This window comes from Aerococcus christensenii (assembly GCF_001543105.1).
GTDB lineage: Bacteria > Bacillota > Bacilli > Lactobacillales > Aerococcaceae > Aerococcus > Aerococcus christensenii.
The window spans coordinates 125120-150979 of the sequence record NZ_CP014159.1 but is presented as its reverse complement, the minus strand read 5'-3'; the positions used below and the strand labels follow the sequence as shown (position 1 = coordinate 150979).

Annotated in this window: 24 protein-coding genes and 1 tRNA gene; 22 read left to right on the top strand and 3 right to left on the bottom strand. The window is 40.2% G+C overall.

Annotation, left to right across the window (positions count from 1 at the left end; translation table 11 throughout):
• Positions 1-166: 166 nt before the first annotated feature.
• Complete coding sequence (locus AWM71_RS00690; protein WP_060776209.1) at positions 167-2074, top strand: M13 family metallopeptidase; 1908 nt, start codon at positions 167-169, stop codon at positions 2072-2074.
• A gap of 113 nt (positions 2075-2187) precedes the next feature.
• On the opposite strand, the gene AWM71_RS00685 is transcribed toward AWM71_RS00690, so the two are convergent.
• The gene (locus AWM71_RS00685) at positions 2188-2928 is read right to left on the bottom strand and encodes a hypothetical protein (protein ID WP_060776208.1); all 741 of its coding nucleotides are present in this window, start codon (positions 2926-2928) and stop codon (positions 2188-2190) included.
• Between the two features lie 90 nt (positions 2929-3018).
• Positions 3019-3645 carry a helix-turn-helix domain-containing protein gene (locus AWM71_RS00680; RefSeq protein WP_060776207.1) on the bottom strand — a complete coding sequence of 209 codons (627 nt, stop codon included), beginning with the start codon at positions 3643-3645 and terminating at the stop codon, positions 3019-3021.
• A 399-nt stretch (positions 3646-4044) separates the two neighbouring features.
• Between AWM71_RS00680 and AWM71_RS00675 the strand changes: the two genes are divergently transcribed.
• From AWM71_RS00675 to AWM71_RS08535, 7 genes are all read left to right on the top strand, one after another.
• Complete coding sequence (locus AWM71_RS00675; RefSeq protein WP_060776206.1) at positions 4045-4413, top strand: DUF3397 family protein; 369 nt, start codon at positions 4045-4047, stop codon at positions 4411-4413.
• 324 nt (positions 4414-4737) lie between these two features.
• Positions 4738-7104: a phosphoketolase family protein gene (locus tag AWM71_RS00670; RefSeq protein WP_060776205.1), complete on the top strand. Its 2367-nt coding sequence runs from the start codon at positions 4738-4740 to the stop codon at positions 7102-7104.
• Positions 7105-7263: 159 nt separating this feature from the next.
• Positions 7264-7980 carry a tRNA (N6-threonylcarbamoyladenosine(37)-N6)-methyltransferase TrmO gene (gene tsaA, locus AWM71_RS00665; RefSeq protein ID WP_060776204.1) on the top strand — a complete coding sequence of 239 codons (717 nt, stop codon included), beginning with the start codon at positions 7264-7266 and terminating at the stop codon, positions 7978-7980.
• Positions 7977-8522 carry a LemA family protein gene (locus AWM71_RS00660; protein ID WP_060776203.1) on the top strand — a complete coding sequence of 182 codons (546 nt, stop codon included), beginning with the start codon at positions 7977-7979 and terminating at the stop codon, positions 8520-8522. The genes tsaA and AWM71_RS00660 overlap by 4 nt, the downstream gene beginning before the upstream one ends.
• Positions 8516-10321: a DUF2207 family protein gene (locus AWM71_RS00655; RefSeq protein ID WP_060776202.1), complete on the top strand. Its 1806-nt coding sequence runs from the start codon at positions 8516-8518 to the stop codon at positions 10319-10321. The genes AWM71_RS00660 and AWM71_RS00655 overlap by 7 nt, the downstream gene beginning before the upstream one ends.
• A 108-nt stretch (positions 10322-10429) precedes the next feature.
• Positions 10430-10825, top strand: a complete 396-nt coding sequence (locus AWM71_RS08540) for an undecaprenyl phosphate translocase family protein (RefSeq protein ID WP_250636676.1) — start codon at positions 10430-10432, stop codon at positions 10823-10825.
• A gap of 59 nt (positions 10826-10884) precedes the next feature.
• Positions 10885-11289, top strand: coding sequence for an undecaprenyl phosphate translocase family protein (locus AWM71_RS08535; RefSeq protein ID WP_250636675.1), 405 nt, complete (start codon positions 10885-10887; stop codon positions 11287-11289).
• An 81-nt stretch (positions 11290-11370) separates the two neighbouring features.
• On the opposite strand, the gene AWM71_RS00645 is transcribed toward AWM71_RS08535, so the two are convergent.
• The gene (locus tag AWM71_RS00645) at positions 11371-11700 is read right to left on the bottom strand and encodes a hypothetical protein (protein ID WP_060776201.1); all 330 of its coding nucleotides are present in this window, start codon (positions 11698-11700) and stop codon (positions 11371-11373) included.
• A 185-nt stretch (positions 11701-11885) separates the two neighbouring features.
• Between AWM71_RS00645 and AWM71_RS00640 the strand changes: the two genes are divergently transcribed.
• From AWM71_RS00640 to AWM71_RS08395, 14 genes are all read left to right on the top strand, one after another.
• Positions 11886-12335: an SGNH/GDSL hydrolase family protein gene (locus AWM71_RS00640; protein WP_060776200.1), complete on the top strand. Its 450-nt coding sequence runs from the start codon at positions 11886-11888 to the stop codon at positions 12333-12335.
• 63 nt (positions 12336-12398) lie between these two features.
• Positions 12399-13112: a tRNA (adenine(22)-N(1))-methyltransferase gene (locus AWM71_RS00635; RefSeq protein WP_060776199.1), complete on the top strand. Its 714-nt coding sequence runs from the start codon at positions 12399-12401 to the stop codon at positions 13110-13112.
• A complete protein-coding gene (locus AWM71_RS00630) occupies positions 13099-14223 on the top strand; it encodes a Nif3-like dinuclear metal center hexameric protein (RefSeq protein WP_060776198.1) in 1125 nt (374 codons plus the stop codon). Before AWM71_RS00635 ends, AWM71_RS00630 begins: the two co-directional genes overlap by 14 nt.
• Before the next feature lie 21 nt (positions 14224-14244).
• Entirely contained in the window at positions 14245-17841 is a 3597-nt protein-coding gene (locus AWM71_RS00625) for a PD-(D/E)XK nuclease family protein (RefSeq protein ID WP_060776197.1), read from the top strand.
• The gene (gene addA / locus AWM71_RS00620; RefSeq protein WP_060776196.1) at positions 17819-21625 is read left to right on the top strand and encodes a helicase-exonuclease AddAB subunit AddA; all 3807 of its coding nucleotides are present in this window, start codon (positions 17819-17821) and stop codon (positions 21623-21625) included. Before AWM71_RS00625 ends, addA begins: the two co-directional genes overlap by 23 nt.
• A gap of 64 nt (positions 21626-21689) precedes the next feature.
• A tRNA-Gly gene (locus AWM71_RS00615) sits at positions 21690-21760 on the top strand.
• Positions 21761-21819: 59 nt separating this feature from the next.
• Entirely contained in the window at positions 21820-22422 is a 603-nt protein-coding gene (locus AWM71_RS00610; RefSeq protein ID WP_060776195.1) for a ribonuclease H1 domain-containing protein, read from the top strand.
• A 38-nt stretch (positions 22423-22460) separates the two neighbouring features.
• A complete protein-coding gene (lspA, locus tag AWM71_RS00605) occupies positions 22461-22910 on the top strand; it encodes a signal peptidase II (protein WP_060776194.1) in 450 nt (149 codons plus the stop codon).
• On the top strand, positions 22910-23860 hold the full coding sequence (locus AWM71_RS00600; RefSeq protein ID WP_060776193.1) for an RluA family pseudouridine synthase: 951 nt from the start codon (positions 22910-22912) through the stop codon (positions 23858-23860). Before lspA ends, AWM71_RS00600 begins: the two co-directional genes overlap by 1 nt.
• A gap of 65 nt (positions 23861-23925) precedes the next feature.
• On the top strand, positions 23926-24147 hold the full coding sequence (locus AWM71_RS00595) for a YneF family protein (protein WP_060776192.1): 222 nt from the start codon (positions 23926-23928) through the stop codon (positions 24145-24147).
• A 57-nt stretch (positions 24148-24204) separates the two neighbouring features.
• Positions 24205-24873: a lysophospholipid acyltransferase family protein gene (locus tag AWM71_RS00590; RefSeq protein WP_060776191.1), complete on the top strand. Its 669-nt coding sequence runs from the start codon at positions 24205-24207 to the stop codon at positions 24871-24873.
• A gap of 249 nt (positions 24874-25122) precedes the next feature.
• Complete coding sequence (locus AWM71_RS08405) at positions 25123-25344, top strand: B12-binding domain-containing protein (protein ID WP_236701133.1); 222 nt, start codon at positions 25123-25125, stop codon at positions 25342-25344.
• Entirely contained in the window at positions 25307-25414 is a 108-nt protein-coding gene (locus tag AWM71_RS08635) for a hypothetical protein (RefSeq protein ID WP_236701132.1), read from the top strand. Before AWM71_RS08405 ends, AWM71_RS08635 begins: the two co-directional genes overlap by 38 nt.
• Positions 25411-25776: a cobalamin B12-binding domain-containing protein gene (locus AWM71_RS08395; protein ID WP_236701131.1), complete on the top strand. Its 366-nt coding sequence runs from the start codon at positions 25411-25413 to the stop codon at positions 25774-25776. Before AWM71_RS08635 ends, AWM71_RS08395 begins: the two co-directional genes overlap by 4 nt.
• Positions 25777-25860 lie beyond the last annotated feature (84 nt).

The window sequence follows — 25860 nt, the reverse complement described above, 5'->3', positions numbered from 1 at the left end:
GAATTTTCCACAAAAAGGTAGAATGAACGGTTTGATTTTCTATCTTAATAATAGGGGAAAGTTTGAAAAGAAGAATGGTTAAGATGAGTGGAGAAGATAAGGAGAAGTAGTATTTTTTTTACTTTTTTGATAGACTGTAAGAAATAAAGGGATGGAGGACTAGTTTATGACGATTAATTTACAAGAGGCTAAGCAAGATTTATACCAAGCGGTTAATGGGGAATGGTTAAAAACAGCCGTTATTCCAGATGATAAACCTTCTACGGGAGGTTTTATGGACCTGAATGAAGGTATCGAAAAATTAGCGATGAAAGATATGGCAGAGATGGCTCAAGGAAACATTTCTTTGACGAAACCTGAAGAGGAAGAAATGATCAAGTTATATCGTTTGGCCATGGACTTTGAGCGATTAGATCAAGAAGGCGGACAGCCTGTTCAGTCAGATTTAGCTCAGATTCAAGCCTTAGAAAAATTCTTAGATTTACAAGAATTTGCTAAGGAATGGTTACTTAACGGGAATCCGTTTGCCTTTAGCTTTGAAAATGGGGCAGATATGAAGAATACTGAAAAATACGCTTTATATCTTTCGCGTCCAGGACTTATTTTGCCAGATAAGACTTACTATGAAGCAGAGAATGAACAAGGCCCTCAACTCTTAGCTATTTGGAAAGAGATGGCTCAGCAAGTCCTTGTTAAATTAGACATCGAAGAAGAAGAGGCTCATACGCTTGTCCAAAAGGCGGTGGACTTTGATGCAGCCATGGTCCCTTATGTTAAGAGTAATGAAGAGTTAGCGGATTATACCAAGGCTTACAATCCAAGAAAAATGCAAGATGTCAAAGCTTATCACGATCAATTTGACCTTCAGAAGTTGATCGAAGATTTGATCGGCCAAGAAGTTCCGCAAGTGATTGTTACAGAGCCTGGTTACTTTGAGAACTTAGCGATTTTCTTCAATGAAGAACATTTTGAAGCCTTTAAAGCTTGGCTAATCGTTTCCACGGCCTTGAATGCCTGTTCTTTGTTATCGGAAGATTTGCGGCAAACAGGAAGTCTTTATTCTTTAGCACTTTCTGGGAATCCTCAAACCATGGATCGAGAAAAACATGCCTTCTATGTCGCTTTAAATACTTTCTCTCAAGTATTTGGTTGCTATTACGGTAAGAAGTATTTTGGGGAGAAAGCGCGTGAAGATATTGCTCAGATGGTACAAGAGATGATCGGCGTATATAAAGAACGCTTGTCCAAAAATACCTGGTTATCTAAAGAAACCATTGCAAAAGCTTGTGTCAAACTAGATGCTATTCAAGTGATGGTGGGGTATCCGGATGATTATCCAGAAGTTTATTCACAATTAAAAGTGAAAGAGAGTGAATCACTGTATCTCAACGTTCAGAGCTTTTCTCGGCTATGCTTGATGGATAATTTGAAGAAATGGAATCAAGAGGTTGATCATAATTTATGGCAGATGAGTGGGCACACGGTGAATGCTTATTACGATCCTTTTGGCAATAAAATTTGTTTCCCAGCTGGAATTTTACAGGCACCTTTCTATAGCTTAAAGCAGACGCGGAGCCAAAATTACGGTGGTATTGGGGGCGTAATTGCTCATGAAATTTCCCATGCTTTCGATAATAACGGGGCACAATTTGATGAAAAGGGGAACCTTAATAACTGGTGGAAGCCCGAAGACTTTGAAGTCTTTAAAGAAAAGAGCCAAGCGATGATTGATCAATTTGAAGGATTGCCGCTAGGAGAAGACGGTCAAGTGAATGGAACGTTAACGGTATCTGAAAATATTGCGGATGCAGGTGGTTTACAGACAGCTTATCAGGCAATGACTCATGAAGAAAGTTATGATCCGGAAGCCTTCTTTAATAACTGGGCTAAGATTTGGTGTATGAAGGCACGTCCTCAGTATCAAGCCCTTTTATTAGCGATTGATGTTCATGCCCCTAATTATTGGCGGGCCAATCAGCAAGTCAAGAATTTGGCGGCTTTCCACGAAACTTATGGTACCCAAGAAGGTGATGGCATGTATTTAGCGCCGGAAGCTCGTGTGGTCATCTGGTAGACAATGAATAAAACAAAAAGCAAGGCAGAATAATCTTTTGGAGTGCTCCCAAAATCTAACTTTTTGGGGGCATTTCATTTATTCTGTCTTGCTTTTATTTGCCCTTTCTTGATTTAGGAAAGAGGTAAATGAAATTTTAAATTTCGGAAAGTTTTGTAAAGCCAAATAATATCTTCAGAAGTAAGAAGATGATCAATTTGACGAATGATGATGCCATTAATTTCAAAAACGGGGTAAGTGGTAATTAAGATGTCCGCTTGTTTTTGGGTGAGAGTGGTCAATTCATTGAGTGTTTCTATCACTTGAATATCTGCAAAAGGATTAAAGAGAACATTTAATTCCATAGTTAGCTTGTGTGCTTCATAAATTCTTGGTGAAAAAATAGCTAATTTTTGGCGAGCGATTTTGGTATACATTTCTTTGAAAATAAGAGGATATAAAAAGCAAAAGTAATAAACCATTTGACAGACGATTTGATGATCGCATTCGGCATTTAAAGCCATTTGTAGGGTTTGACAAGCTTCTTTGAATTCTTCTACAAAATCAGGAATAAAACTGTTCCAGCGTTTAGTCATAGCTAATTGTTCCCAATCTTTAGGAAGAAAAGGACAGTTTGCAGCTAGATTAAGGTACAAGTCTTTTTCAACACAGACGTTATACATCACTAGCAAAAGAAATTGCCATTGCTTATCGGTCAGAGTATCCAGTTGGTGGCGGTAGAGTAGCTGCATAAAGGTGTCTGTAAATTGCTGAAAAGCTTGTTCATGCTGAGGTGAAAGATGGAGTTGGGTTGCGCATAGCTTGAGAACTCCAGCAGTGTTTTTCTGCGATAATTCCCGATAAAAGCTGTTCAATAGTAGACAAATCAAAATTAATTTGAAGGATATTTTCTAGAAAGTCCTTTTCTTTTTGGAGAGAAGGGTCTTCGAGTCTACTGAGGAGATTTAATTGAATATTGGGATGGTTGTTGTATAAACTGAGAAAGGGAATAACTTGAGACAAATACCGGAGTAAACGGTAGGAAGTTGATGCCTCAAATTCTTCAAAGGCCATTTAAAGATTGCATGCCCGAAAGAAAAATAGGTGTAATAAAATTGACGAATAATCTTTTCAAACCCCTTAATCTGACAAGGACTACTTTCTAAGGAAAGCGTTGGAAAATACTCTTCAAAGAAAAGGTTAATAGAATGAACCGCCCGATAAAAGGTAGATCGACTAATAAAAAGTTGATCGCAAATCGTTTTTCTGGGGCAGTCTTCATGATGAAAAATATATTCTAATAGGAGAAGGTTTAAACTTTCTTTTTTGAAGAGATAATAGAACCTATCCATAGAAAGATTACTTGGATTTTTAAAAATAACGATATTAGTTGTGAGTTGAAGATTGAAAAGCTCAGAAAATTTATGTTTGAGTTCTGTAAGGTAGGTAATTAAGGAAGGAGTAGAGCAGTCAGCACAAGATTTGATATCTTGTAGATTTAAAGGGCGGTTAGGATGTTTGAGTAGATAACGTAAGATAACGAGTTGTCGTTGTTGAGAATTGGAGAGTAATTGTTCGATTGGATGGCCCATAAGGCACCTCTCTTTCTTATTACAGAGAATTACTTCCATTTCTATTATAGTATTTTAAGAGCTAAAAATAAACAAAAAGTAAGATTAGCCTCTTTTTCAACAAAAAACCGACTTGTTGTGTAGTAGCAAGTCGGTTTGTTCCCCAATAAGAATAATGGTAGGAACATGGTTGGGAAAAAATAATTAGTGCTTATTCAGCACATCATTCATTAAACCACAAGATTGATGTTTTGAAAAGGCTTTTATACAAAAAGATGAATTAAATATATTCCAAAATCTAAAAAAATGGAATCCTTCAGTAAAAAGGCGAAGAATCAAGAAGAAAAGTTTATGGAAAGAAAGACGAAAGGAAAGGAATATGATAAAATAGACAAGAATTGATTAAGGGGGACCCGATTTATGCCTTTTCATTGGTCACAATTTATTATCTATTTGATGCCGATGTTTGCATTATTATTAGTCGTATATTTTCGAAAATTGTTTGCGGAAGAAAGCCTGATTAAGATAGCCGCTATTGACTGTTTACATCCTATTTTTATGATAAGCATTCATATGATTACTGAATTGACCTTTTATTTTTCCTTATTACCGGTGTATTTTATTTTGTTAGGTTTAGTAGGACTAGTAGGTCTTTATCAAAATTGGCCCATAGATCATAAAGAGAAGGTTAGTCACTATCTCCATCAAATCTCGCGGTGGATGTTTATTTTAGGATTTGGCTTGTATCTGATTGTCTTGTTTCTTCGTTTATGGCAAATTTTAAGTTAAAAAATTAGAAATGTCTCTTCTAAGGGGTAAACTTGGAAGAGATTTTTTTGTCGAAAAGTTTGTGATTATTGATAAAAATAAAGAGAAAATAAAAGAAATTCGGAAAATGATCATTTGTTCGTTTGTATTTTGTTCGTTCAAAGACAGCCGAAAAGAGTTAATTCCTTGTGTGAACAAATTTACATTAAACATATGAAAATCACAAGAAGAACTATAAGCATTGATTTATAGCTGTTTTCTATTGCAAAAGATTGTGAACGTGCTATCATATGAGGTGAAAAAGAAGCATTTCATGTGTGTTCGCTTACAAGGAGGAAAACAAAAATGACGGATTTTGATTCAAAAGAATATTTAGAAAAAGTAGACGCTTGGTGGCGTGCAGCTACCTATATGTCTGTAGGACAAATGTATTTAAGAGATAATCCTCTTTTAGAAAGAGATGTCACTCCAGAAGACATCAAGATCACGCCTATTGGCCATTGGGGAACCATTGCCGGGCAAAATTTTGTATATGCTCACTTATTGCGGGCCATTAATAAATATGATTTAAATATGGTCTATATTTCTGGACCGGGGCATGGTGGACAAGTCATGCAAACCAACGCTTACTTACAAGGATCTTGGACTGAAAAATATCCAGATTGTCCACAAAATAAGGAAGGTATGAAGAAATTCTTTAAATACTTCTCCTTCCCAGGAGGATCCGGTTCCCACGCAACCGCTCAAATTCCAGGTTCCATTCATGAAGGGGGAGAATTAGGGTACTCTCTATCTCATGCGACAGGAGCTATTTTGGACAACCCAGATGTTATTGCCGTTCCTGTCATTGGGGATGGCGAGTCTGAAACTGGTCCTCTAGCAACTTCCTGGTTATCTAATACCTTTATTAATCCTGTCAATGATGGAGCTGTTTTACCAGTTCTTTACTTAAATGGTGGAAAGATATCAAACCCAACCATCTTAGAAAGGAAATCCAACGAATCCTTAAAAGAATACTTCCATGGCTTAGGATGGGAACCAATGGTGGTTGAAGGCACTGATCCACAAAAAGTTCATCTCATGATGAAAGAAGTTTTGGATACTGCTATTGAAAAAATTAAAGCCATTCAAATAGAAGCGCGTAAGAAAACGGCTGATCAAGCCACTATGCCTAGCTGGCCAATGATTCTCTTCCGTACACCAAAAGGTTGGACAGGGCCAAAAGAATGGGATGAAGAAGCCATTGAAGGAAGCTTCCGTGCTCATCAAGTGCCTATTCCAGTAAATGCTGGACACATGGAACATGTGGACGTCTTAGTCAACTGGATGAAATCTTACCATCCAGAAGAACTCTTTGATGAAGAAGGACGCTTAAAAGCTGAAATTGCTGAGTTATCACCAAAAGGCGATCAAAGAATGTCTTCTAATCCAATAACCAATGGGGGTCTTGATCCTAAACCTTTAGATTTACCAAATTGGAAAGATTATGCGGTTAAATTTGAAACACCTGGTGTGAAAAAAGCCCAAGATATGATTGAAATGGGTGGCTACACTCGTGACGTTATTAAAAAGAATCCAGATAATTTCCGAGTATTTGGTCCAGATGAATCCAAATCTAATCGCTTAAACAAAATCTTTGAAGCCACCAAACGCCAATGGTTGGAACCTATCTCTGAAGAATATGATGAATGGATGTCTCCTGCTGGTCGAGTGATTGATTCTCAATTATCTGAACACCAAATGGAAGGCTTCTTAGAAGCTTATGTTTTAACAGGACGTCATGGCTATTTTGCCTCTTATGAAGCTTTCTTACGGACTGTAGATTCCATGATTACCCAACATTTCAAATGGTTGAAGGAAGCTTCACACTATGGCTGGCATAAGAAATATCAATCCTTAAACTTGATTTCTTGCTCCACTGTTTTCCAACAAGACCACAATGGATATACTCACCAAGATCCAGGTTTGTTAACTCACTTATCTGAAAAAACAGGGAAATTTGTACGTGCTTATCTTCCTGCAGATACTAACTCTCTCTTAGCAGTGATGGATAAATGTTTGAAATCAGAAAATTTGGTAAACTATATCGTAACTTCTAAACATCCTCGCCCACAATTCTATTCTGTAGAAGAAGCCGAAGAATTAGTTAACAAGGGCTATAAGGTGGTTGATTGGGCTTCTACTGTTGAAGCAGGAGAAGAACCAGATCTTGTTATTGCAGCTGCCGGAACAGAACCTAACTTTGAAGCCATTGCCGCGATTTCTTACTTAGCCAAAGCCTTTAAAGATTTGAAGATTCGTTTTGTTAATGTTGTGGATCTCTATCGCTTAAGAGTCCCTGAAGTAGACCCTCGTGGTTTAAGCCAAGATGAATTTGATCAAATCTTTACCACCGATAAACCTGTATTCTTTGCCTTCCATGGTTATGAAGGTCTCTTGAAGGATATCTTCTTTGATCGTCATAATCATCAACTTTATCCACATGGTTATAGAGAAGAAGGGGCGATTACGACCCCATTTGATATGCGGGTATTTAGTGAATTAGATCGCTTCCACTTGGCTCAACACGTTGCAGAAGTCGTTTATGGAGAGGAAGCACAAGACTTTATCCAAGAAATGGCTGATAAGTTAGAAGAACACCACGCTTACATTCATGAGTACGGAACAGATATGCCGGAAGTTGAAAATTGGCAATGGGAAGCTATCAAATAGCAATAAAATTAAAATAAAGAATGAAAAAAGTCACTTTCGCCCTTTGAGGTGAAGGTGGCTTTTTAGTCAATAAAGCTTTGCTATGCTATAATAAATGAAAACATTTCATAGTTGCTTTCCTCAATGAGAGGTAGGCAGTCTGTGAAGAAGGAGGAAAGTATGGAAATTCACCCGATCGCTCATATTTATACTCCCTTTAAAGAAAAGTTTGGGATTCCTCGCCAAGGACAAGCGGCTAGACTTTCTAAGGGGAAAATTATTTTTGAGCCGACTTATCGCCGAAAAGAGGCAGTCAGAGGGTTGGAAAAGTTTGATTATATATGGCTAATCTGGGAGTTTTCTCAGATTAAGAAAGAAACAGTTTTTAAGCCGGTTGTCCGTCCTCCTAGATTGGGAGGTAATGAAAAAATAGGGGTTTTTGCGTCACGGTCTCCCTTTCGTCCGAACCGTTTGGGTTTATCTGCGGTCAGATTAGATCAGATTGAATGGGAAGGTGATCAATCTCCTGTTCTCTGGGTATCAGGTATTGATATGGTGGATGGAACGTCTCTTTATGACATTAAGCCTTATGATGGAGAAGCCGATATATTTTTAGAGGCAAAATCTGGATTTGTGGATACCCATGTTTTTGAAGAAGTTCAGGTGACGATTCCTGAAGAGATGAGGGATGGATTAGACGGAGAATATTTAGAAGCCTTGAAAGAAATTCTAGCTAAAGACCCTCGACCAGCCTATCAGAGAAAACAGGAAAGAATTTATGGATTAACTTATGGAGAATATAATGTTCGTTTTAAAGCTAGTCCTCATCAAATAATAGTTTTAAGTGTGGAAACTTTGAATGAACAGAAGGATTTATCAGAAAGGACGAAAAAATGAAAATTTTAGGAATTATTTTAATCATTATTGTTGCAGGGATAGCTTTTGGTATTCGTACTTATAATCGATTTGTTCAAAGTAAAGAGATGGTTCAAAATGCCATGGGACAAATTGCAGCTCAAGTAGAATCACGGTGGGATGCGCTCACTTCCTTAATACAAGCTACTAAAAATTATCAAGCTCACGAAAGAGAGACTTTGGTTGAAGTGGTTCAAAGTCGGCAAGGACTCACTCGTCAGGCTAAAGTAAAAGAAGTCAGTCAAGACGATGCGCTTTTTGAAAAAGCACTTTCTAATGTTCAGCTCTTAGTGGAACGTTATCCTGAACTCAAAGCAGATAATCTTTACCAAAAAACAATGGAGAGTGTGAATACTTATGAGAATAATGTTCGACAAGCGCGGATGATTTTTAATGATACGGTGACGAAGTATAATCGTTCTATTAAAGTGTTCCCGAATTCGTTGATTGCAGGGATGACAGGCTTCCATCCTGAGGAATACTTTGAGGCAACTTCATCTAAAAAGGACATGCCCCAATGGTAAAGAAGGCCCGCTTGAAACAATACCTAGGGTTCAGAAGAATCTTTCTTTGTTTGGTGGGGATCCTTGTTTTATTCTGTAATCCTTTTGAAGAGGGAAAGGCTGATCGTCAACAGAAAATTCATTCGATTGATGTGTCAGCTGTTCTAGAAGAAGATGGGACAGCTACCATTACAGAAGATTGGGAGGTGACTGCTCAAAAGGGAACGGAGTTATATAAACCACTGCGATTAGAAAAAGAGCAGTCTTTACTTTCTTATCAAGTGGAAATGGACGGGCAGGCCTTTCAAGAAACCAAAAATTGGAAAGTTAAAGGAAACTTTCAAGAGAAGGCCTATCGCTATGGACGGAATGAAAATAAGGAACTCAACTGGGGGATTTCTCAATATGGGCGACATCGCTATCGCTTGATTTATCGGGTGAGCAACTTTGTGATGCAGACCAAGACCAAGCAGATGATTTATTGGCGATTTATTCCGGATCAAATGTCTGCTCCGCCTAGAAGCATTCAAATTCGAATACGTTCGACGAAGGGACCCTTAGATGCAAAAAATAATCGGGTATGGGCATTTGGCTTTCAAGGAGAGGTTCATTTTGTAGAAGGGCAGGTAGTCGCTAAGAGTTCTAAAGCTTTGACTAAAGAGAATTCAGGTATTATTCTTCTCGGCTTGCCAGAAGGAACCTTTAAAACGACCTGGATGTCTGATAAAACTTTTGATGATTATGTCAAAGAAGCTTTTCGGGGAAGTCAGTATAACTATGAAGACTACGATGCTACTAAAGCCGCTTCGGATATTCGGAAACTTCCTCGAAAGAAATTACCGAAAAGACTTAAATATGGAATATTAGTAGGTGGAATCTGTCTTCTTGTAGTTGCCGTCAGGAAGATTTGGCAGTCGATAAAAGTGAAGCAGGCTATCCAAAAATGGTATCCGAAATTCTCTCAACTTCAGAAAAAATATAAAGGGCAATATGAGCGTCAACTTCCGACAAAGGATATATTTTCTGCCTATTGTCTCTTAGAAGCTATGTCTGTAAAGAAATTAGAGGCTAATTGTTTTACGGCGATGATTCTTAGTTTGGTCCATCAAGGGGCGTTAACTTTAGTAGCCAAGGAAGGAACCCTTAAAAAGCAATTCATTTTTCAAGTAAATTTGAATTTTGAGATGGATCCAGAAGATGTTCGCTATCCTTTGTGGCAGGTTTTCTCCCAAGCTTCAGATCAGGAAGGCCGATTGACGGATAAGGCTTTTAAGGCTTACTGTGAAGAGGACGATGAGGGGCGAAGCGTGATGTCTAAGATAAAGAGCTATTCTCTGAAGCAATGCAAAGAAGCAGGTTGGATGAATAAACATCTGTATGTGAATGAATGTCCAAGTGATTTAGATTTAGCCAATCGAAATGTTCCAGATCCATTGACCGAAGAAGGTATGCAGGCCAGGGATCTTTGGGTGAAATTTGCCAATTATTTGACAGATTTTTCTCTCTTAAATGAACGAGGAGCGGCAGAAGTAGCGATTTGGGATCAGTTATTAATTGGAGCGGCTTTCTTAGGAATTGCCAAAGAAGTCGAGGCAGAATTTGCGAAGGTGTATCCAAAATTCAGAGAGCTTTCTGTGTATCAAACGTCCGAAATTTCTTTTGAAGATTACTATGTAATGAGTTACATCATGTGGCAAGATTACTATATCGCCACTCAACCTACCTTTATTTCCGCTATGTCTGGTGGAGGCGGCGGCTTTTCCAGTTTTGGTGGCGGAAGCGGTGCTTTCGGAGGCGGAAGTGGCGGAGGATTTCGTTAAGCGGATGTCCAAAAAACTTCTAAATATCTTTTAAGCTTTTCAATTCAAGTAGGATGAAAGTTAGGAATAATGTATAATAGGAAAATCGTTTGAACATGGTGGTTTGAGATGAACGAAGAACAATGTGATGATTTAGAAATGGGACCCGAATTTTCTAAAGATTGGTTTCTCCGCTTAGTTAAAGGAATGTTTGTGGGGATTGGAGGCATTTTGCCAGGATTATCAGGTGGCGTGTTAGCAGTTATTTTTGGAATTTATGACAAAATGCTTCGCTTTTTGGGAAATTTAACCGATCGTTTTTGGCAAAATGTGCGGTATTTTATTCCAATGGGAATTGGTTTTGTCTTAGGAATTCTTCTTTTTTCTTTCTTTGTGGCTAAGGCTTTTGGTGCTTATGAAGCTTTCTTCACCTGTTTATTTATTGGATTTGTGGCTGGAACTTTTCTTTCTTTATACAAACAAGCAGGGGAACATGGAGGTCTTCTAAAGATTTTTGTATTTTAGGTATTACGGCAGTATTGTTAGCCGGTTTGATGATTTTTGGAGGGAAAAATCTGACCCAAGTGCAGCCTAATTTTATGGTATGGTTAGGATCAGGGGCTTTGATTGGTTTAGGCGTTATTGTGCCAGAAATGTGCCCAAATAATTTCTTAATCTATTTTGGACTTTATGAGAAGATGTCTTCAGATATTAGTCACTTGAATATGGCAACCGTCATTCCATTAGTGATTGGGGCCATTTTATGTGTGTTAGTTTTAGCGAAGCTGGCGAATTATCTCTTCCGCTGCTATTATGCAGGAATGTATCATTTTATTTTTGGAACAGTCCTTGGGTCTTCCTTGGCTATTTTCCCAACGGTGGTAGCTCCTGCTTTTACATCTGAAGGTCTCGTAGTGTCAGGCATTTCTTTCCTTGATTATTGCCCGTGTGATGTTCTATGCTGGCTATTGCTTTTCAGCTTGGTTTAGTCAAATCGAAGAAAAATATTTTCCCAAATAAGTAGTCATGAAAAAGGACTGTCCCTTGGATAGATAGGGACAGTCCTTTTTTTAATGAGTAGGTAAAGAATGGTGATAAGCGTCTAACAGCTCTTGCCAAGAAGAAAAATCTGTGTGTTCTTTGATGAAGAGGTTCAAAAGAAAAAGATCCCCTTCATTCGGAGGCGTGAGTGTGAGAGGAATAGGAGCAGCTAATTTAAAAGCTTGAAAATCTGCGAAGGCACTGTGGGATTGAATAAAGTCGTCACTTATCAGATAGAGGGGGTGTTCTCCAATTTGAGGTTCAGTTTGTGCTTCTTTACGAGGTTGGACAGGTTGAATGATACGGTCAAAGAGATCTTCAATGGTTTCTTGTTGATCACTTTTAAAACGAAAACCCATAGCTATCTTCCTTTCTTAAGAGGGAATCTTAATATTTATTATAGCGCAAATTCTTATCTTTCGCTTCAGAAAAAAAGAGATCTGGGTTTCTCAAGGCTTTATCTTTTTGTATAATTTGAGAGAGGCAGAAATGGTGATAATTTGAAAATGTCTTTTTGATACTGAAGAGGAGGAGAAGAGGACGCATGAAGGTGTTATTCTATGGTCATTCGGTGTTGGCGAATTATCCCTTGACTCACTTAGGCCCTTATGAAATTGATAATGTGGCGCAATGTGGGGCCACGGCTGAGGGACGTTTAAAGAAAAGCTATGATAAGATTATTCTGATGTTTGGAATGAATGAACTCGCCCAAGGATTAGGGCAAGCCAATCCGACCTATTGGATGGATAAAACTTTATCCTCCTTGACAAGTTATTATGCGCCTTCTCAGATCTTATTAGCCTTGGTCATGAAAAATTTAGAAGAAGAACCCTCTGTAGATAATCACTTGATTGAAGGCTTGAATCGATCCTTGAGAAGCTTAGGCAAGCAGTATCAAGTGCCTATCTTTGATTGGCAGTCTTTTTATAATGAGAGGGGCTATGTTCGACCGGAATTAACTTTAGAAGGGATTCATTTGAGTTCAGCGGGTTAGAAAAAGAATTGTGTCGCTATTTACGAGCAAATGAAGTGGAATAAAAAAGAAAGAGAGTTTACTGTGCAAAAGAATTTATCAAAACGTTTGAAGAAGATAGCAGAATGTGTACCAGAAGGTGTGAAACTGGCAGATATAGGGTCTGATCACGCTTATTTACCTATTTTTTTGTGCCAAAAGGGGAGGATTCATCAAGCCATAGCGAGTGAAGTCAGTCAAGGTCCTTTTGAGCATATGTGTTCTGAAGTGGAAAGGGCAGGTTTAAGTGAAAGCATTGATTGTCGATTGGGGGATGGCTTAGCGACTTTGCGCCTTGAAGATCAGGTGGAAGCGGTGACGATTGCTGGAATGGGAGGAGAATTAATCGCTAAGATCTTACAAGAGGCTTACTGTACACAACGTTTGCAGAATCGGCCGTGTCTGATATTACAACCTAATATTGATGAAATCTTGGTCAGAAAATGGCTGATTGGTCATGGCTATCGGATTACGGATGAGAAAATCCTCGAAGATGCTGGGAAAATGTATGAGATTATAGTGGCACTCCCTACCGACACCCCTCAAGAGCTGACGGATGTGCAACTCTTAATGGGAATTTATACGAAGAAAGACGATCCTGAGGTTTTTAACAGCAAGTGGCAAAGAAAACAAGCCAACTTAAAAGGGATTATTGAGCAAATGGAACACAGTGATCAGCAGGAATTAAGGGAGACATTTAAGAAGAAGTTCTCTCTTATTCAACAAGAATTAGAGGAGGACGCGGATGAAAAAGAATAGCTCTGTTCAAGAAGTCATAGAAGCTGTAACGGCATTAGCCCCAGAAAGCTATGCCATAGAGGGAGATCCGATAGGTTTACATTTTGGTAAGAGAGATCAACCTGTTCATAAGGTCTTAGTTACTTTGGATGTTCGTCCTGAAGTAGTGGAAGAAGCCAAAGAAGTTGGAGCAGACATGATTTTTTCTCATCACCCTGTGATTTTTCATTCGCCAAAGGTTTTGACGGAAGAAGATCCCCAACAAGCCATGTATGCCCAAATTATTCGACACGGCCTTGCGGTGTATAGTGCACATACGAACTTGGACGCGGCAGAAGGAGGAATGAATGATTGGTTAGCGGAGGCTTATGGTTTGGAAGATGTGCATTCTTTTGGACCACATGCTTATGAGCAGGCTTATCGTCTCATTACCTACGTTCCTTGGGAGAACGTGACCCAATTAGAGGAGGCCTTGGCCCCTTATCCGATTGGTCAGATTGGCAATTACAGTCACTGTCAATTTGCTGTACAAGGAGAAGGAAGTTTTATTCCGAATGACGAGGCCCATCCCGCTATTGGACAGCGCAATACAGTGAGTCGAGTGGAAGAAGTAGCTCTCTCCTTTATCGCTTATGAAAGAGAATACGCTCAAGTTGTGGAGTGGATCAAGGCCAACCATCCTTATGAGGAGCCAGTGGTGGACGTTATTCCTTTAGCTAATGGTAAACGTCCCATTGCCATGGGGCGGATCGGTCGATTAAAGGAACCGCTTCGAGTGAAGGATTATGTAGAGAAGATTAAAGCTTTATCAGGCAAAGATGGGGTCCGCTATATTAGTCCAGATCCCCAGAAGAAAATTCAACGGGTGGCTGTTTTAGGGGGAGGAGGCTCCTCTTATTATCCAAAAGCCTTAGCTGATGGAGCGGAAGTTTATCTAACAGGGGATGTCGATTATCATACCGGCCACGATATACTCGCTCACGGTCTATCGGTGATAGACCCGGGGCATGCCATGGAAAACATCTGTATTCCAAAAATGACAGCTTATTTGAGAGAGTGGTTTGATTCTCATCAAAAGAATATAGAGATTGTAGAAAGTCAAGTTGATACGGATCCTTTTCACTTTGCCTAAAGAAAGGAAGGAGGGGAGATTGTGTTACAGATAACGACCTTGCGAGATACAAGAGCTAATAAAGAAAAAACTTATCGGGAGATTGCCGATTATCTAAGAAGTGATGAGTGCCATGAAGTCTACTATATTGTGCCTGAACATATGAAATTTGAAATGGAGAGTCAGATCTTAGAGGCTATGACTCTCCTGAAGTCAGAAGGAACCAAAAAGAGGCAGGATAATGGCATGATGCGACTGCAGGTTTTCTCTTTTAAGCGGTTGGCTTGGTATTTATTAGGGCAGAGGCGCTTTCAGTTAGCGGACGGAGTAGATGAAGTGGGCCTGACCATGATTTTAAAAAAAGTTCTGACTCAATTGGAAGAGGAGTTAGTGATTTTTCGAAAGGAAAGTCGGCTGCTCGGTTTTCAAAAAGAATTGGCGCATTTGTTTAAAGAATTTGAAGTGGGCAATGTAACCAGTCAAAGTCTTGGAAAGATGATTGAGAAATTGGAACATTCCAAACTCTCTCATCAACCGCTTGTTCAATCTCAACTCTCTAAATTGAAAGAAATTCAGCGCATCTATCAAGCTTATGAAGAATGGATGACTGGACGTTACTTAAAAGAAGATACCCTTTACCGCTTGTTAAAAGAAGAATTAATGCAGAAAGATTTGACCAACGTTCGGATTGTCATAGAAGGCTTTTATCGTTTCCATGCTAATGAATGGGCCGCGCTCGATCTGTTGATGCAGATTACGGACCAGGTTGAGGTTCTTTTAACTTTGGAAGGTCAAAAGAAGGGGCAAGACGGACGAAGTGGGCAAGATTTGTTTGTTGTGACGCAAGAAACTTATCGGACTTTGATTGCCAAAGCCAAGGCCTCCCACGTTAAAGTAGCTGTGGACCGTTCAGCAGGTTGGAGTGAGGACGTCCAAGAAGGCTTTAGAGTTCTAGATCAGACCCTGTGTCAGGACTGGTCGACTCTAACGACCTCTTCTTCTGAGTTGGCAGATAAGGAGAAGTCAGCTGTACAAGCGGTCGTTTCCTTATGGGCCTGTTCGAGTGTGTATGGAGAAGGTGAACAAGTTGCCAACCAAATTTATCATGAGGTGAGTCAAGGCAAGCTTCGTTATCGAGAAATCCAAATTTTAACACGAGATATGGCGGGTGTTCGCCAACACGTCTTGCCTTACTTAAGAGCCAATGAAATTCCTTATTTTGTGGATGACAGCGAAACGATGGCCAACCATCCCTTGGCAAGATTTTTCCAAGCGTTGTTTCAAATTTATAAAGGCAATTGGAAGTATGAAGATGTGTTCGACCTTTTACGGACGGAGCTTCTTTTGCCTTTAGAAGAGGGAAATTTTTCTTTGGAAGAATTGAAAACTTTTAGGGAAATGGTTGATCGCACAGAAAATGTAGTTTTGAAAAATGGCTTTGAAGGTAGAAAATGGTGGAAACCAGGAATCATTTGGAATTATCTGCATGTGGATGATAGTGGACGTGTAGTCGCTAATACCTTTGACCAAGAAACGCAAGAGACCGCTAACCGAGTTAAAGCTTTTTTGTCTGCGGCTTTGATGCCTTTATTTGAGAACTGGGCGACCGATCAAACAGTAGATCAAGCGGTGCGGTATTTGTATCAATTCTTGAAGAAAAATAGGGTGCCTCAGACTTTGATGACTTGGGCGAAAGACCAAGCGGCTCATTCCTCTTTAGAGTTGGGACGCCAACATGAACAGGCCTGGCAATGTTTTGTGAAAACTTTGGAGCAGTATCATGACTTGTTCACTGAAAAAAAATTTGTTGTGGAAGAGTTCTTTAGCCTTTTGCAGGTTGCTTTTGAAAAGGCAAACTTTCATATAGTGCCGCCTACTTTAGACAGTGTGACCATTCGAGGGATAGATAGTCAACGGTCTGCTTCCAAGCGGGTGACTTTTGCTATCGGATTAACGGATAACACCTTGCCGAAGACTTATCAAAAACCCTCTCTTCTCAATGAAGATGAGCGGGAGTTATTGACCCAAGTTATGGCAGAAGACGAGGGCTTGGCGATGAGTAATCAGGCCCTTAATCACAATGAAAAATTTATCGCCTATAAACTTTTTCTCTCTGCCACAGACCACCTCTATTTGACCTATTCTTATACGCCTACGCAAACCAAAGAAGCTCAAATCTCTCCTTATCTTGCTTATTTAAGGCAACGTTTTGAATTAGACTTGGAGGATCATGGGGATCTTTTAGGGAAAAGAGCCGCTTATATTTTAGGCAACTGGCGGTCTCAACGGCAAGCCTTTGTTAAACTTCAAGGACGGATAGATGGCAAAGAGAAAGCAAAATTGGCTAACCTAAAGGAAAGCTTTTTATCGGTAAGTCGGGAAGAAGCACTTACCGCTAAGATTTTAAAGACTTTAGGCGTCAAAAAAGAAGTAAAAAACTTTCCCCCTTCTCTTGCTCAAGCCTTGTATGGTCCAAAACTCTCTGTCTCTGTATCGAGTTTAGAGTTGTATAACAAGGATCCTTTTTCTTATTTCTTAAAGTATGGCTTGCGTCTTCGGGAAAGACAGCTCTTTACCATTGATGAGCGATTAACAGGGGATTACTATCACCGCGTCTTACAAAATTATTTTGAAGCGATCAAAAAAGGGGGAGACTTTCAAACGGTTTTTGATAAAGTGACAGAATCGGTTGCCAAAGAAGATCTTTATGCGGTCTTACGAGTCAAACCTAGTCATAACTATCAGAGAAAGCAATTAAATGAAACACTCTCCCGAATGATTCAAGTCTTGTTGCAACGGGATCAGTTGCTGGGCTTAGAAAATGCAGCGAATGAAAAGACCTTCACCAAAACCTACCCTTGGATGGCCAATTATCCTATTCCTGTCTATTTGCGAGGCGTGATTGACCGATTAGAGACCATGTTGTATGAAGAAAAGGGGCAGGAAAAACATCTTATCCAAGTCACTGACTATAAGTCAGGTAAACGAGAGGTCGACTTTGGTGGAATTTACCAAGGAATTGACTTGCAATTGTTTACTTATTTATTGGTTCAATTGCAATCCCTTCCCAAAAATAAGGGAATTCCTTTAGGGGCTTTTTATCAAGAAATTAAGTCCCCTTTGAAAGAGATCACCAGTCAGGCGGATTATGATCACTTATACGCTAGAAAAGTCGGAGAAAATACAGACATGCTGGCAGAATATCGTTACAAGGGCTATTTATTAGGCAGTCAGGAGCTTTTAAATCAAGTACTCAAAGATCCGCACAAGGGTCCTGACATTTATCCTTATCAATTGACGACGGGAGGGGAATTTACTAAACGTTCTTCGATTTTGACTTTGAAGGAGTTTGACACCCTATTAGCCTATGTGGAAGCTTGTCTGCAAAGAACGGTGGATCACATTTTAGCAGGAGATATTCCCCTAAACCCGATGGAAAAGGAACCCTACTTACCATCAACCACTCTCTATAAGAGTGTCGCTCAATTTGATTTGACCGAACCGGGTAAGCATTACGTCGACAAAGTCAAAATGGATAAGACGACCTTCTTTGATCAATTAAGAAAGCAGACCTCTGAGGAAGAAGAAGGGGATACCTCAGTAGAAAGGAAACCGAATGAACTTACTACAAACGAGTAATGATCAATTTACGCCTGAACAATTTCAAGCAATTCATTATCAGGGGAATAACCTGCTCCTATCTGCCTCTGCTGGGTCAGGGAAAACCCGAGTTCTGGTAGAACGTCTGATGACTCAGGTGAAAGAGGGCAGATCTTTGTTGGATCTTCTGGTAGTGACTTTTACAGAATTAGCTGCTAAGGAAATGAAAGAAAGAATTGAAAAAGGACTCAAGGAAGAGATCAATCGAGAACCAGAGGAGAGTAGGCGCCATCACCTTCAAGAGGAAGTGTTAAGACTTCACCAAGCCAATATTCAAACCATAGATGCCTTTTGTCGGCAAGTGGTGAATCGATATTATTATCTTATTCATTTGGATCCGACTTATCGTTTGGTCACGGATGAAACAGAGTGGGCACTCTTTTATGAAGAAGTATGGTCAGATCTGAAGGAAGCGATTCTTACTGAAGGAACTGCTGAATGGGAGGCGTATTATTCTGATTTTGATCAGCTTTATGAGAATTTTTCGCAAGGGAGAAGCCAACAGGTAGAGCAAGTGGATCAGTTGATTTATACTTTTTACCAAAAATCTCGCTCCCACGCCCATCCTAAAGCCTGGTTAGAAAAGAGCCTTAGCTGGTATCCAAGAGGCGAAAACTATACCGAAAGCCCTCTGTATCAAGAGCAAGTCAAACCTCTGGTCACGAAGATTTTCAAAGAAGAAGTGATGGTCCCTTACAGCCTTTATCTGGAAAATTTCCCTTCTGAAATGCCCGGAAAGGATGAAGAAGCTTGGCAGGAACTTTATGAAGGACTTCTTGGTTACGAAAAAGAAATGAAGAATCTTCTTCAGCAAATGGAAAAAGGCACCTATTCGGGGGTTTACCGCTCCTTGGCTGATTTTCCGAAGATGACTTTTCCTAAAGTGAAATTGACTCCAAAATCAGAAGCTATGACTGTCAAAAAAGACTGGGCGAAGCAATTTACTCAGATGAAGAAGAGGTTGGCTTGGGATAAAATTTTCCCCTTTTATGCTTTTGAAGAGACAACTTTAGGAGAGATGTTGGAGGAAAGTTATCAACTGGCAAATGCTTTGGTTCGCTTGACGATTGCTTTTATGGAAGCAATGGAAGAGAAAATGCGTGAGCGGAAAGTGATGGATTTTCAAGCTATTGAATTATCTGCCTATGATATTCTGACGGCTAATCAGGGAGATAATGAAGCTATTCGCTACTATCAGGAACGCTTTAAAGAAGTGATGGTGGACGAATATCAAGATGTGAACGGACTTCAGGAAGCCATTTTAGAAGCTGTTTCTAGGCAAGGAGTGGCGCATCAGTCGAACAATCGGTTTATGGTTGGAGATGTGAAGCAGAGCATCTATCGTTTCCGTTTTGCTCAACCGGATTTGTTTATGACAAAGTATCAAACCTATAGTTCTTCTCAGGAAGAGGGGGAAGAGATGGAGGGATGTAAGATTCAACTGGCCCAGAACTTCCGGTCACGCTCAGAAGTGCTTTCTTTTGTGAATTTTATTTTCTCTCAGTTAATGGATGAGTCCTTGGATGGCGTGGCTTACTATGAGGAAGCCCAGTTACAAGTGGGGGCTTCTTGGTATAAGGAAGATGAAGACTATCAAACGGAGGTTTTGTTAGTCTCTCAAGAAAAACAAGAGGGCCTAGAAGAGGGATCTCCTAAGGCCTCTCGCATGGAATTGGAAGCTGAGCTTGTGGCCAAGAGAATTGATCAATTGGTGAATCACGACCACTTCCAAATTTATGATCGTAAGGTGGAAACAGAAGAGCATTTACGTCCGGTGACTTATGGGGATATTGCTATTTTAGGGAATGATCGGCAATTTTATCTCGCTATGGAGAATGCCTGTGCGGCTTATCGGATTCCTCTTTTGCAAGATAAACGTCAGAATTATTTCCAAAGAACAGAGATTATGACCATGCTAGCTGTTCTCAAAATTATCGATAACCCTTACCAAGATATTCCATTGGCTGCCGTTTTACGTTCCCCTATTGTAGGGTTGGATGAAGCTCAGATGGCAAGGATTCGGTTAGCCAATAAAGAATCTTCTTATTATGAAGCCGTTAAGACCTTTTTAACAGACACCCCGAATGAAGAGAGACCAACCTTTTACCAGTCGGTGGTCCAATTGATGCAGCAAGTTTCAGAATGGCGGGACTATGCCAAGGATCATTCTCTCTCGAATTTGATTTGGAAAATTTATGAAGAAACGGGTTATCTGGAAATGGTAAGTGGCATGACGAATGGTCTTCAAAGAGAAAGTAACTTGCATGGCTTGTACCGACATGCGGCGCAATTTGAAAGTCACCAAGTAAAAGGACTTTTTGCTTTTGTGCGGTATATCGAAAAAATTCAATCCCACCAAAAAGATTTGGAAACGCCACAAAACAAGAGTTTAGAAGAGAATGCGGTGCAACTTTTAACCGTTCATGGCTCTAAAGGGCTAGAGTTCCCGATTGTGTTTTACTTTAATATGGCTAAGGGATTTAATCTGGCAGATCTTACGCAAGCTGTTCTTTTAAGTGATCAAGTAGGTTTAGGGGTTAAGGTTCAAGACTTCAAGCATGGCTGTAAGTACACGACGCCTATTCGCTTACTAGCAGAGCACTATGAAAAAGAAGCGCTGACTTCAGAGGAGGAACGGAAGTTGTACGTGGCTTTAACCCGCGCCGAACAAAAACTTATTTTGGTGGGAGCAAGTGATCACTTGGAAGAAGAGTGTACGAAATGGCAAGATCAAACGAAGGGGATCTCTCGAAATAAGAAATTACCTGATAAGGTTCGACAAATTCAGAGTAATCGAAATAGCGTTCAAGATTGGATTCTACCTACTCTTGCCCGACATCCTCATTTCAAGAAGGGCCTGCCTTATGCTGTGGGGAGTGAGTCTGTTTATGATGCGGTGAAGACCTCCTTTACCCTTCAAGTGATTGCGGAAGAAGATTTAATGAGGACTGGACGGTCTTTCCAAAAGAACGTGGTTTATTCAGATCTTTCAACGAAGCGGGAGCCACTTTCCTTAGAATTTTCGAAAGCCAGTTTTCAATATGCTCACCAATCGGCGGTTCAGACTTCCAGTTATCAGTCGGTTTCTGAATTGAAACATCTCTTATCAGAACCCGAAGATGAGCGCTTTTTACAGTGGAAGTATGGGGGAGATAGAGAACAAGCTGTGTTTGGTTTACGCTATCAAGTGGATCAATTTCCAGAACCTGATTTCTTAGAGAAAGTTTCTCAACCCACAGCAGCTGAACACGGAACAGCCATCCACCTCGTGATGCAATCTTTAGACTTGAAGGCTGCTATTGATTTAAACGCTGTTCAAGCTGTAGTAAAAAGTTTAGAGGGAGACCAATTGATTCGTCCCCAATTGGTAAGAACTGAAGATTGTCAAAAAGTGGTTGATTTTTTCACCACAAGGATGGGGCAGAAACTGTTGCAGGCTAAGCAAGTCTACCGAGAACGTGCTTTTTCCTATCAAGTTCCTTATCAGATGCTCACAGGACGCCAAGAGGATACCAGAGATAAGATTTTGATTCATGGGATTGTAGATGGCTTCTTGATCGATCGAGAGGATAAAATCTGGCTCTTCGATTACAAGACGGACCATGTGTCGAGACTCTCCAAAGAAGCACAAGGTAAAGTCTTAAGGCAACGCTATGAAGTTCAGATGCGGATCTATGAATGGGCCTTATCCGCTATTCTGGAGAAGCCAGTTGACCATAAAGTTCTCATTGCCTTGGATAGTGGATTCAGTTTTGAAATTTAGAAAAAAAGCTTGTCAAAAAGTTTACCCGCGTGTTATAATAACTTCTGTTGTTAAGAACACGCATGCGGGTGTAGTTTAGTGGTAAAACAGTAGCTTCCCAAGCTATCGTCGCGAGTTCGATTCTCGTCACCCGCTTAATGAAAGAGAAGTGAGGCCTAGGTCTCACTTTTTTTGTCCAGAAAGGAGATAGCGGATTGAAGTATTATGCAGTAAAAAAAGGGCGTCAACCAGGGGTCTATACTTCTTGGGATTCTTGCCAAGAACAGATCAAGGGCTATTCTAATGCAAGTTTTAAGTCTTTTACAGATAAGGCTCAGGCACAAGCTTTTGTGAATGGAGAAAAAGATCAGGCTTCAGAGTCTGCTTGTGGAAAGGAAGAAGTAGCTGTCGCTTATGTGGATGGCTCTTATAATCTTTCTGACAAGCGGTATGGATTTGGGGGTATTGTTCTCTATCAGGGAGAATCGAAAACCTTTTATGGAGGGGGAGAGAGACAAGAACTTCTTGAGATGCGAAATGTTTCCGGTGAAATGATGGCTGCTATGCGGGCAGTCACCTATGCTCTCGAAGTAAAAGCTAAGGCCTTAGAGATTCATTATGATTATCAAGGAATAGGCAAATGGGTATCTGGTGAATGGCAGGCTAAGAATGCTTTCACTCAAGCTTATAGAGACTATATGCGAGAGAAAGGCAAAGAATTAGCCATCACTTATATCAAAGTCAAAGCGCACTCTAATGATCATTATAATGATATCGCTGATCAGTTGGCTAAGAAGGGATCCTTTGTTAACAAATAAAGTCTATAATCTGTTCTGGCAGAAAGAGAGGAAACACCATGTTGTTTTATTTATTAAGTATCGTTTTATTCATCTTTGACCAAGTTATTAAATATTGGGTGGTTCACCATCTCGCCCTCCATCAAGGCCTTCCATTCATTCGATCCGTCCTTTCCCTTTATTATCTTCAAAATCGGGGAGCAGCTTGGGGCATGTTAGCTGGTCATATGTGGTTCTTTATTCCGATGACCTTGCTAGTGGTAGGGGCGATTATAACTTATTACCACCGAGAAAAGCTCAGTAGAAGAGGACAAGTGATCGGTTTGGCGTGCATCCTCGCAGGTGCCTTGGGAAATTTTGTGGACCGTATCCGGTTGGGCTATGTTGTAGATATGTTTCGTTTAGAATTTATAGATTTTCCTGTTTTTAATTTTGCAGATGCTTGTCTAACCATCGGCGCTATTCTGTTGATTATAGATGCTCTTTTCTTGGAAAGAGAGGGAAAATAATGCAAAAAGAATGGGATTATAGCGCGTCTTCCAGTAAGCGTCTTGATCATTTTTTGGTAGAGAAGGCTAATCAATATAGTCGGAGTCAATGGGGAAAATGGATCAAAGAAGGACGCGTGACAGTGAATGATAAGGTGAGAAAAGCCAGCTATCCTTTGGAAGAAGGGGACAAGGTGACTTTCTTCCCCCCTGAAGAAAAGAACGTTCATTTGCCACTTGCAGAAGCCATGACCTTGGAGATTGTTTATGAGGATAAGGACCTTTTAGTCGTGAATAAACCTTCCGGACTGGTGGTTCATCCCTCTAAAGATCATGAAACAGGGACTTTAGTCAACGGCTTGTTGGCTCATGTTCAAGCTAAGGGCGAACGTTTGGCACATGAAGGGGAAAGTTTTCGTCCGGGCATTGTGCATCGGATTGATAAGGATACGTCTGGCCTTCTCGTAATGGCCAAAACAGAAGCGGCTTTTGAAGGCTTGAGCGATCAGATTCAGAGTCATCAGGCCAAAAGGTCTTATTTAGCCTTGGCTTATGGCGAAGTGACGAGTGACCAAGGGACGATTACTTATCCGCTCAAGCGTCACCCAGTTGATCGTATGCGTTACATTGCAGATCTGGAGGGAAAGTCTGCCGTGACTCACTACAAACGTCTCTCTCATTCTTCAGACTATACACTTTTAGAATTAGACTTAGAGACTGGACGGACGCATCAAATTCGCGCCCATCTTGCTGCTATTCACCATCCCTTAGTGGATGATCCTCTCTATGCGAAGTCTTATCGCCAGCACTTCTTTCAACAGGATGGACAATGTTTGCATGCTTATCGTTTAGCCTTTAAACATCCGATCAGTCACGAAGACTTGGTGTTCTCTGTCCCTCTTCCAGCCGCCTTTAGGCAGTTAATCGTACACACTTTGGGAGAAGGAGCCTTGAAGGTCTTGCCAAATTAAGGCTTTTCATTTGTTCGAATTTTTAGTAAAATGGTAAGGATGTCAGAAGAGAAGGAGTTGTTAATATGACAACATTTGCATGGATTATTGTCGTTATTCTTGCATCCTTAGCAGGAGTAATTCTAGGATTCTTTATCGCTCGTAAATATATGATGAATTATTTTGCAGATAACCCACCTATTTCAGCAGAGATGATTCGTTCTATGATGTTACAAATGGGACAAAAGCCCTCTGAAAAAAGAGTTCGTCAAATTTTGGGCACTATGAAAGCTAATCAAAAAAAATAAAAGAAGCGAGCTGGCTAAAGACCAGCTTTTCTTTTAGAGAAGGGAAATGAAGAAAGCATGCGTTTGTATTATGTACTCGCTTACGGCATCAAAGCTTTGATTCGGTGTGTGAATGGTAAGCCGGAAGTCTCTTATCATGAGGATTATGATCCCAATACCCAGTACCTGATTGTAGCTCCTCACCGGTCGCTTTTAGATCCGGTGATTATTGCTATTCATACCTTGCCCCATCCTGTTCGTTTCTTAGCTAAGAAAGAACTTTTTCATTCGAAAGTGGTGGCTTGGCTTTTTGAAAAAGTGGGTGTGATTGCGATTGATCGTGAACATCCTAGCCCTAAAGCCTTGAAGGAAGCTGTTAATGAATTGAAAAAAGGTACAAGTAATGTCGGTATTTTTCCAACAGGGTCACGTTATTCGACAGAAATTAAAGAAGGAGCAGCGGTATTAGCCAAGATGGGGAAAGTAGACTTACTACCCGTGGCTTACCAAGGACCTATTCATATTAAAGACCTCTTTTCAAGAAAGAAGAGTCATCGCGTTAAGTTTCGAGTAGGCCAGCCTATCTCCTTACCAGAAGGGCGAAAGCTAACTTCAGAACAAGTGAGTCAGGTAGAAGGGCAAATTGCAGAGGCTTTACAAGCGGTGGATGATTGGATAGATCCAGATTATGTGTATGATATTGAAGTAGCCAAAAAAGAACGGCAAGCTAGAAAGAATAAAAATTAAGCATTAAGAGCTGTTAGTGATAGGGATGTCTCCTGAGAAGCTAGCAGCTTTTTTGATGAAATGGGGAATACAGTGACCTAAAAGTGGAGTCAACCTCTCTTCAAGGTGTTCTAACAGAAAATGATGAGAAAGGACTAAGTCTTTTTAAAATACAATATTGCTTTTATTTATTCGATTTTTAGTTAAAAATGTTTAGGAAAGGCTGGATGTTGTTATATATAGAAAGGAAAAGTTGAAGGAGGCCGTCGAGTGAAAAGTCAAGAGGAACTGCTTGAGATTTTAAGTGAACAAGTGGTTGAAATGGAAGATGAGGATATTGTTGAAACCATTCAGGAATATATAGAGAACGGGTATGCAGTAGATCAAGCAGTCGAGGCTTTAATTCGGGGCATGAAGGAAGTAGGGGGACTTGTTTGCAGAAGAAGAATACTATGTGACGGATGTCCTGATTGCTGCCGATGCTATGAATAATGCGATGGATCTGTTAAAACCTTTGATGATGGAAAAAAGATTACCTCTAGCAGTAAGAAGAAAGTCGTGATAGCGACGGTAGAAGGGGATACTCACGATATTGGTAAAAATTTAGTAGCGACTATGCTCGAAGTGGGAGGATTTGAAGTGTACGACTTAGGTCGAGATATTCCCGCTCAAGAGATCATTGATAAGGCCGTTGAAGTTCAAGCGGATATTATTGGCTTATCCGCCCTAATGACGACGATGCCCGAAATGAAAACTTTGATTGAACTTCTTAAAGAACAAGGTTTAAGAGAACAGTTTAAAGTGATGGTTGGAGGAGGCGCAATTTCAGCTTCTTTTGCAGAAGAAATTGGAGCCGATGCCTATGTCAAAGATTCCAATGAAGCCGTTAAGATTGCAGAAAGCTTGTTGTCCAAAGAAGGATAGGGAGAAAAGAAGAATGATTGAGAGAAATCATCCAATTTTAATTTCTGGGAATTACCCGATCTTCCGCTTGCACCAGTCATTACG

What these genes read in the sequence shown, in the direction of transcription:
- AWM71_RS00600 (WP_060776193.1), top strand. Translation starts at nt 22,910, where the DNA reads ATGCAAAAAGAATGGGATTATAGCGCGTCTTCCAGTAAGCGTCTTGAT.
- AWM71_RS00590 (WP_060776191.1), top strand. Translation starts at nt 24,205, where the DNA reads ATGCGTTTGTATTATGTACTCGCTTACGGCATCAAAGCTTTGATTCGG.
- AWM71_RS00670 (WP_060776205.1), top strand. Translation starts at nt 4,738, where the DNA reads ATGACGGATTTTGATTCAAAAGAATATTTAGAAAAAGTAGACGCTTGG.
- AWM71_RS00640 (WP_060776200.1), top strand. Translation starts at nt 11,886, where the DNA reads ATGAAGGTGTTATTCTATGGTCATTCGGTGTTGGCGAATTATCCCTTG.
- AWM71_RS00655 (WP_060776202.1), top strand. Translation starts at nt 8,516, where the DNA reads ATGGTAAAGAAGGCCCGCTTGAAACAATACCTAGGGTTCAGAAGAATC.
- AWM71_RS00680 (WP_060776207.1), bottom strand. Translation starts at nt 3,645, where the DNA reads ATGGGCCATCCAATCGAACAATTACTCTCCAATTCTCAACAACGACAA.
- AWM71_RS00595 (WP_060776192.1), top strand. Translation starts at nt 23,926, where the DNA reads ATGACAACATTTGCATGGATTATTGTCGTTATTCTTGCATCCTTAGCA.
- AWM71_RS00645 (WP_060776201.1), bottom strand. Translation starts at nt 11,700, where the DNA reads ATGGGTTTTCGTTTTAAAAGTGATCAACAAGAAACCATTGAAGATCTC.
- AWM71_RS08540 (WP_250636676.1), top strand. Translation starts at nt 10,430, where the DNA reads ATGAACGAAGAACAATGTGATGATTTAGAAATGGGACCCGAATTTTCT.
- AWM71_RS00660 (WP_060776203.1), top strand. Translation starts at nt 7,977, where the DNA reads ATGAAAATTTTAGGAATTATTTTAATCATTATTGTTGCAGGGATAGCT.
- AWM71_RS00630 (WP_060776198.1), top strand. Translation starts at nt 13,099, where the DNA reads ATGAAAAAGAATAGCTCTGTTCAAGAAGTCATAGAAGCTGTAACGGCA.
- tsaA (WP_060776204.1), top strand. Translation starts at nt 7,264, where the DNA reads ATGGAAATTCACCCGATCGCTCATATTTATACTCCCTTTAAAGAAAAG.
- AWM71_RS00675 (WP_060776206.1), top strand. Translation starts at nt 4,045, where the DNA reads ATGCCTTTTCATTGGTCACAATTTATTATCTATTTGATGCCGATGTTT.
- addA (WP_060776196.1), top strand. Translation starts at nt 17,819, where the DNA reads ATGAACTTACTACAAACGAGTAATGATCAATTTACGCCTGAACAATTT.
- lspA (WP_060776194.1), top strand. Translation starts at nt 22,461, where the DNA reads ATGTTGTTTTATTTATTAAGTATCGTTTTATTCATCTTTGACCAAGTT.
- AWM71_RS00690 (WP_060776209.1), top strand. Translation starts at nt 167, where the DNA reads ATGACGATTAATTTACAAGAGGCTAAGCAAGATTTATACCAAGCGGTT.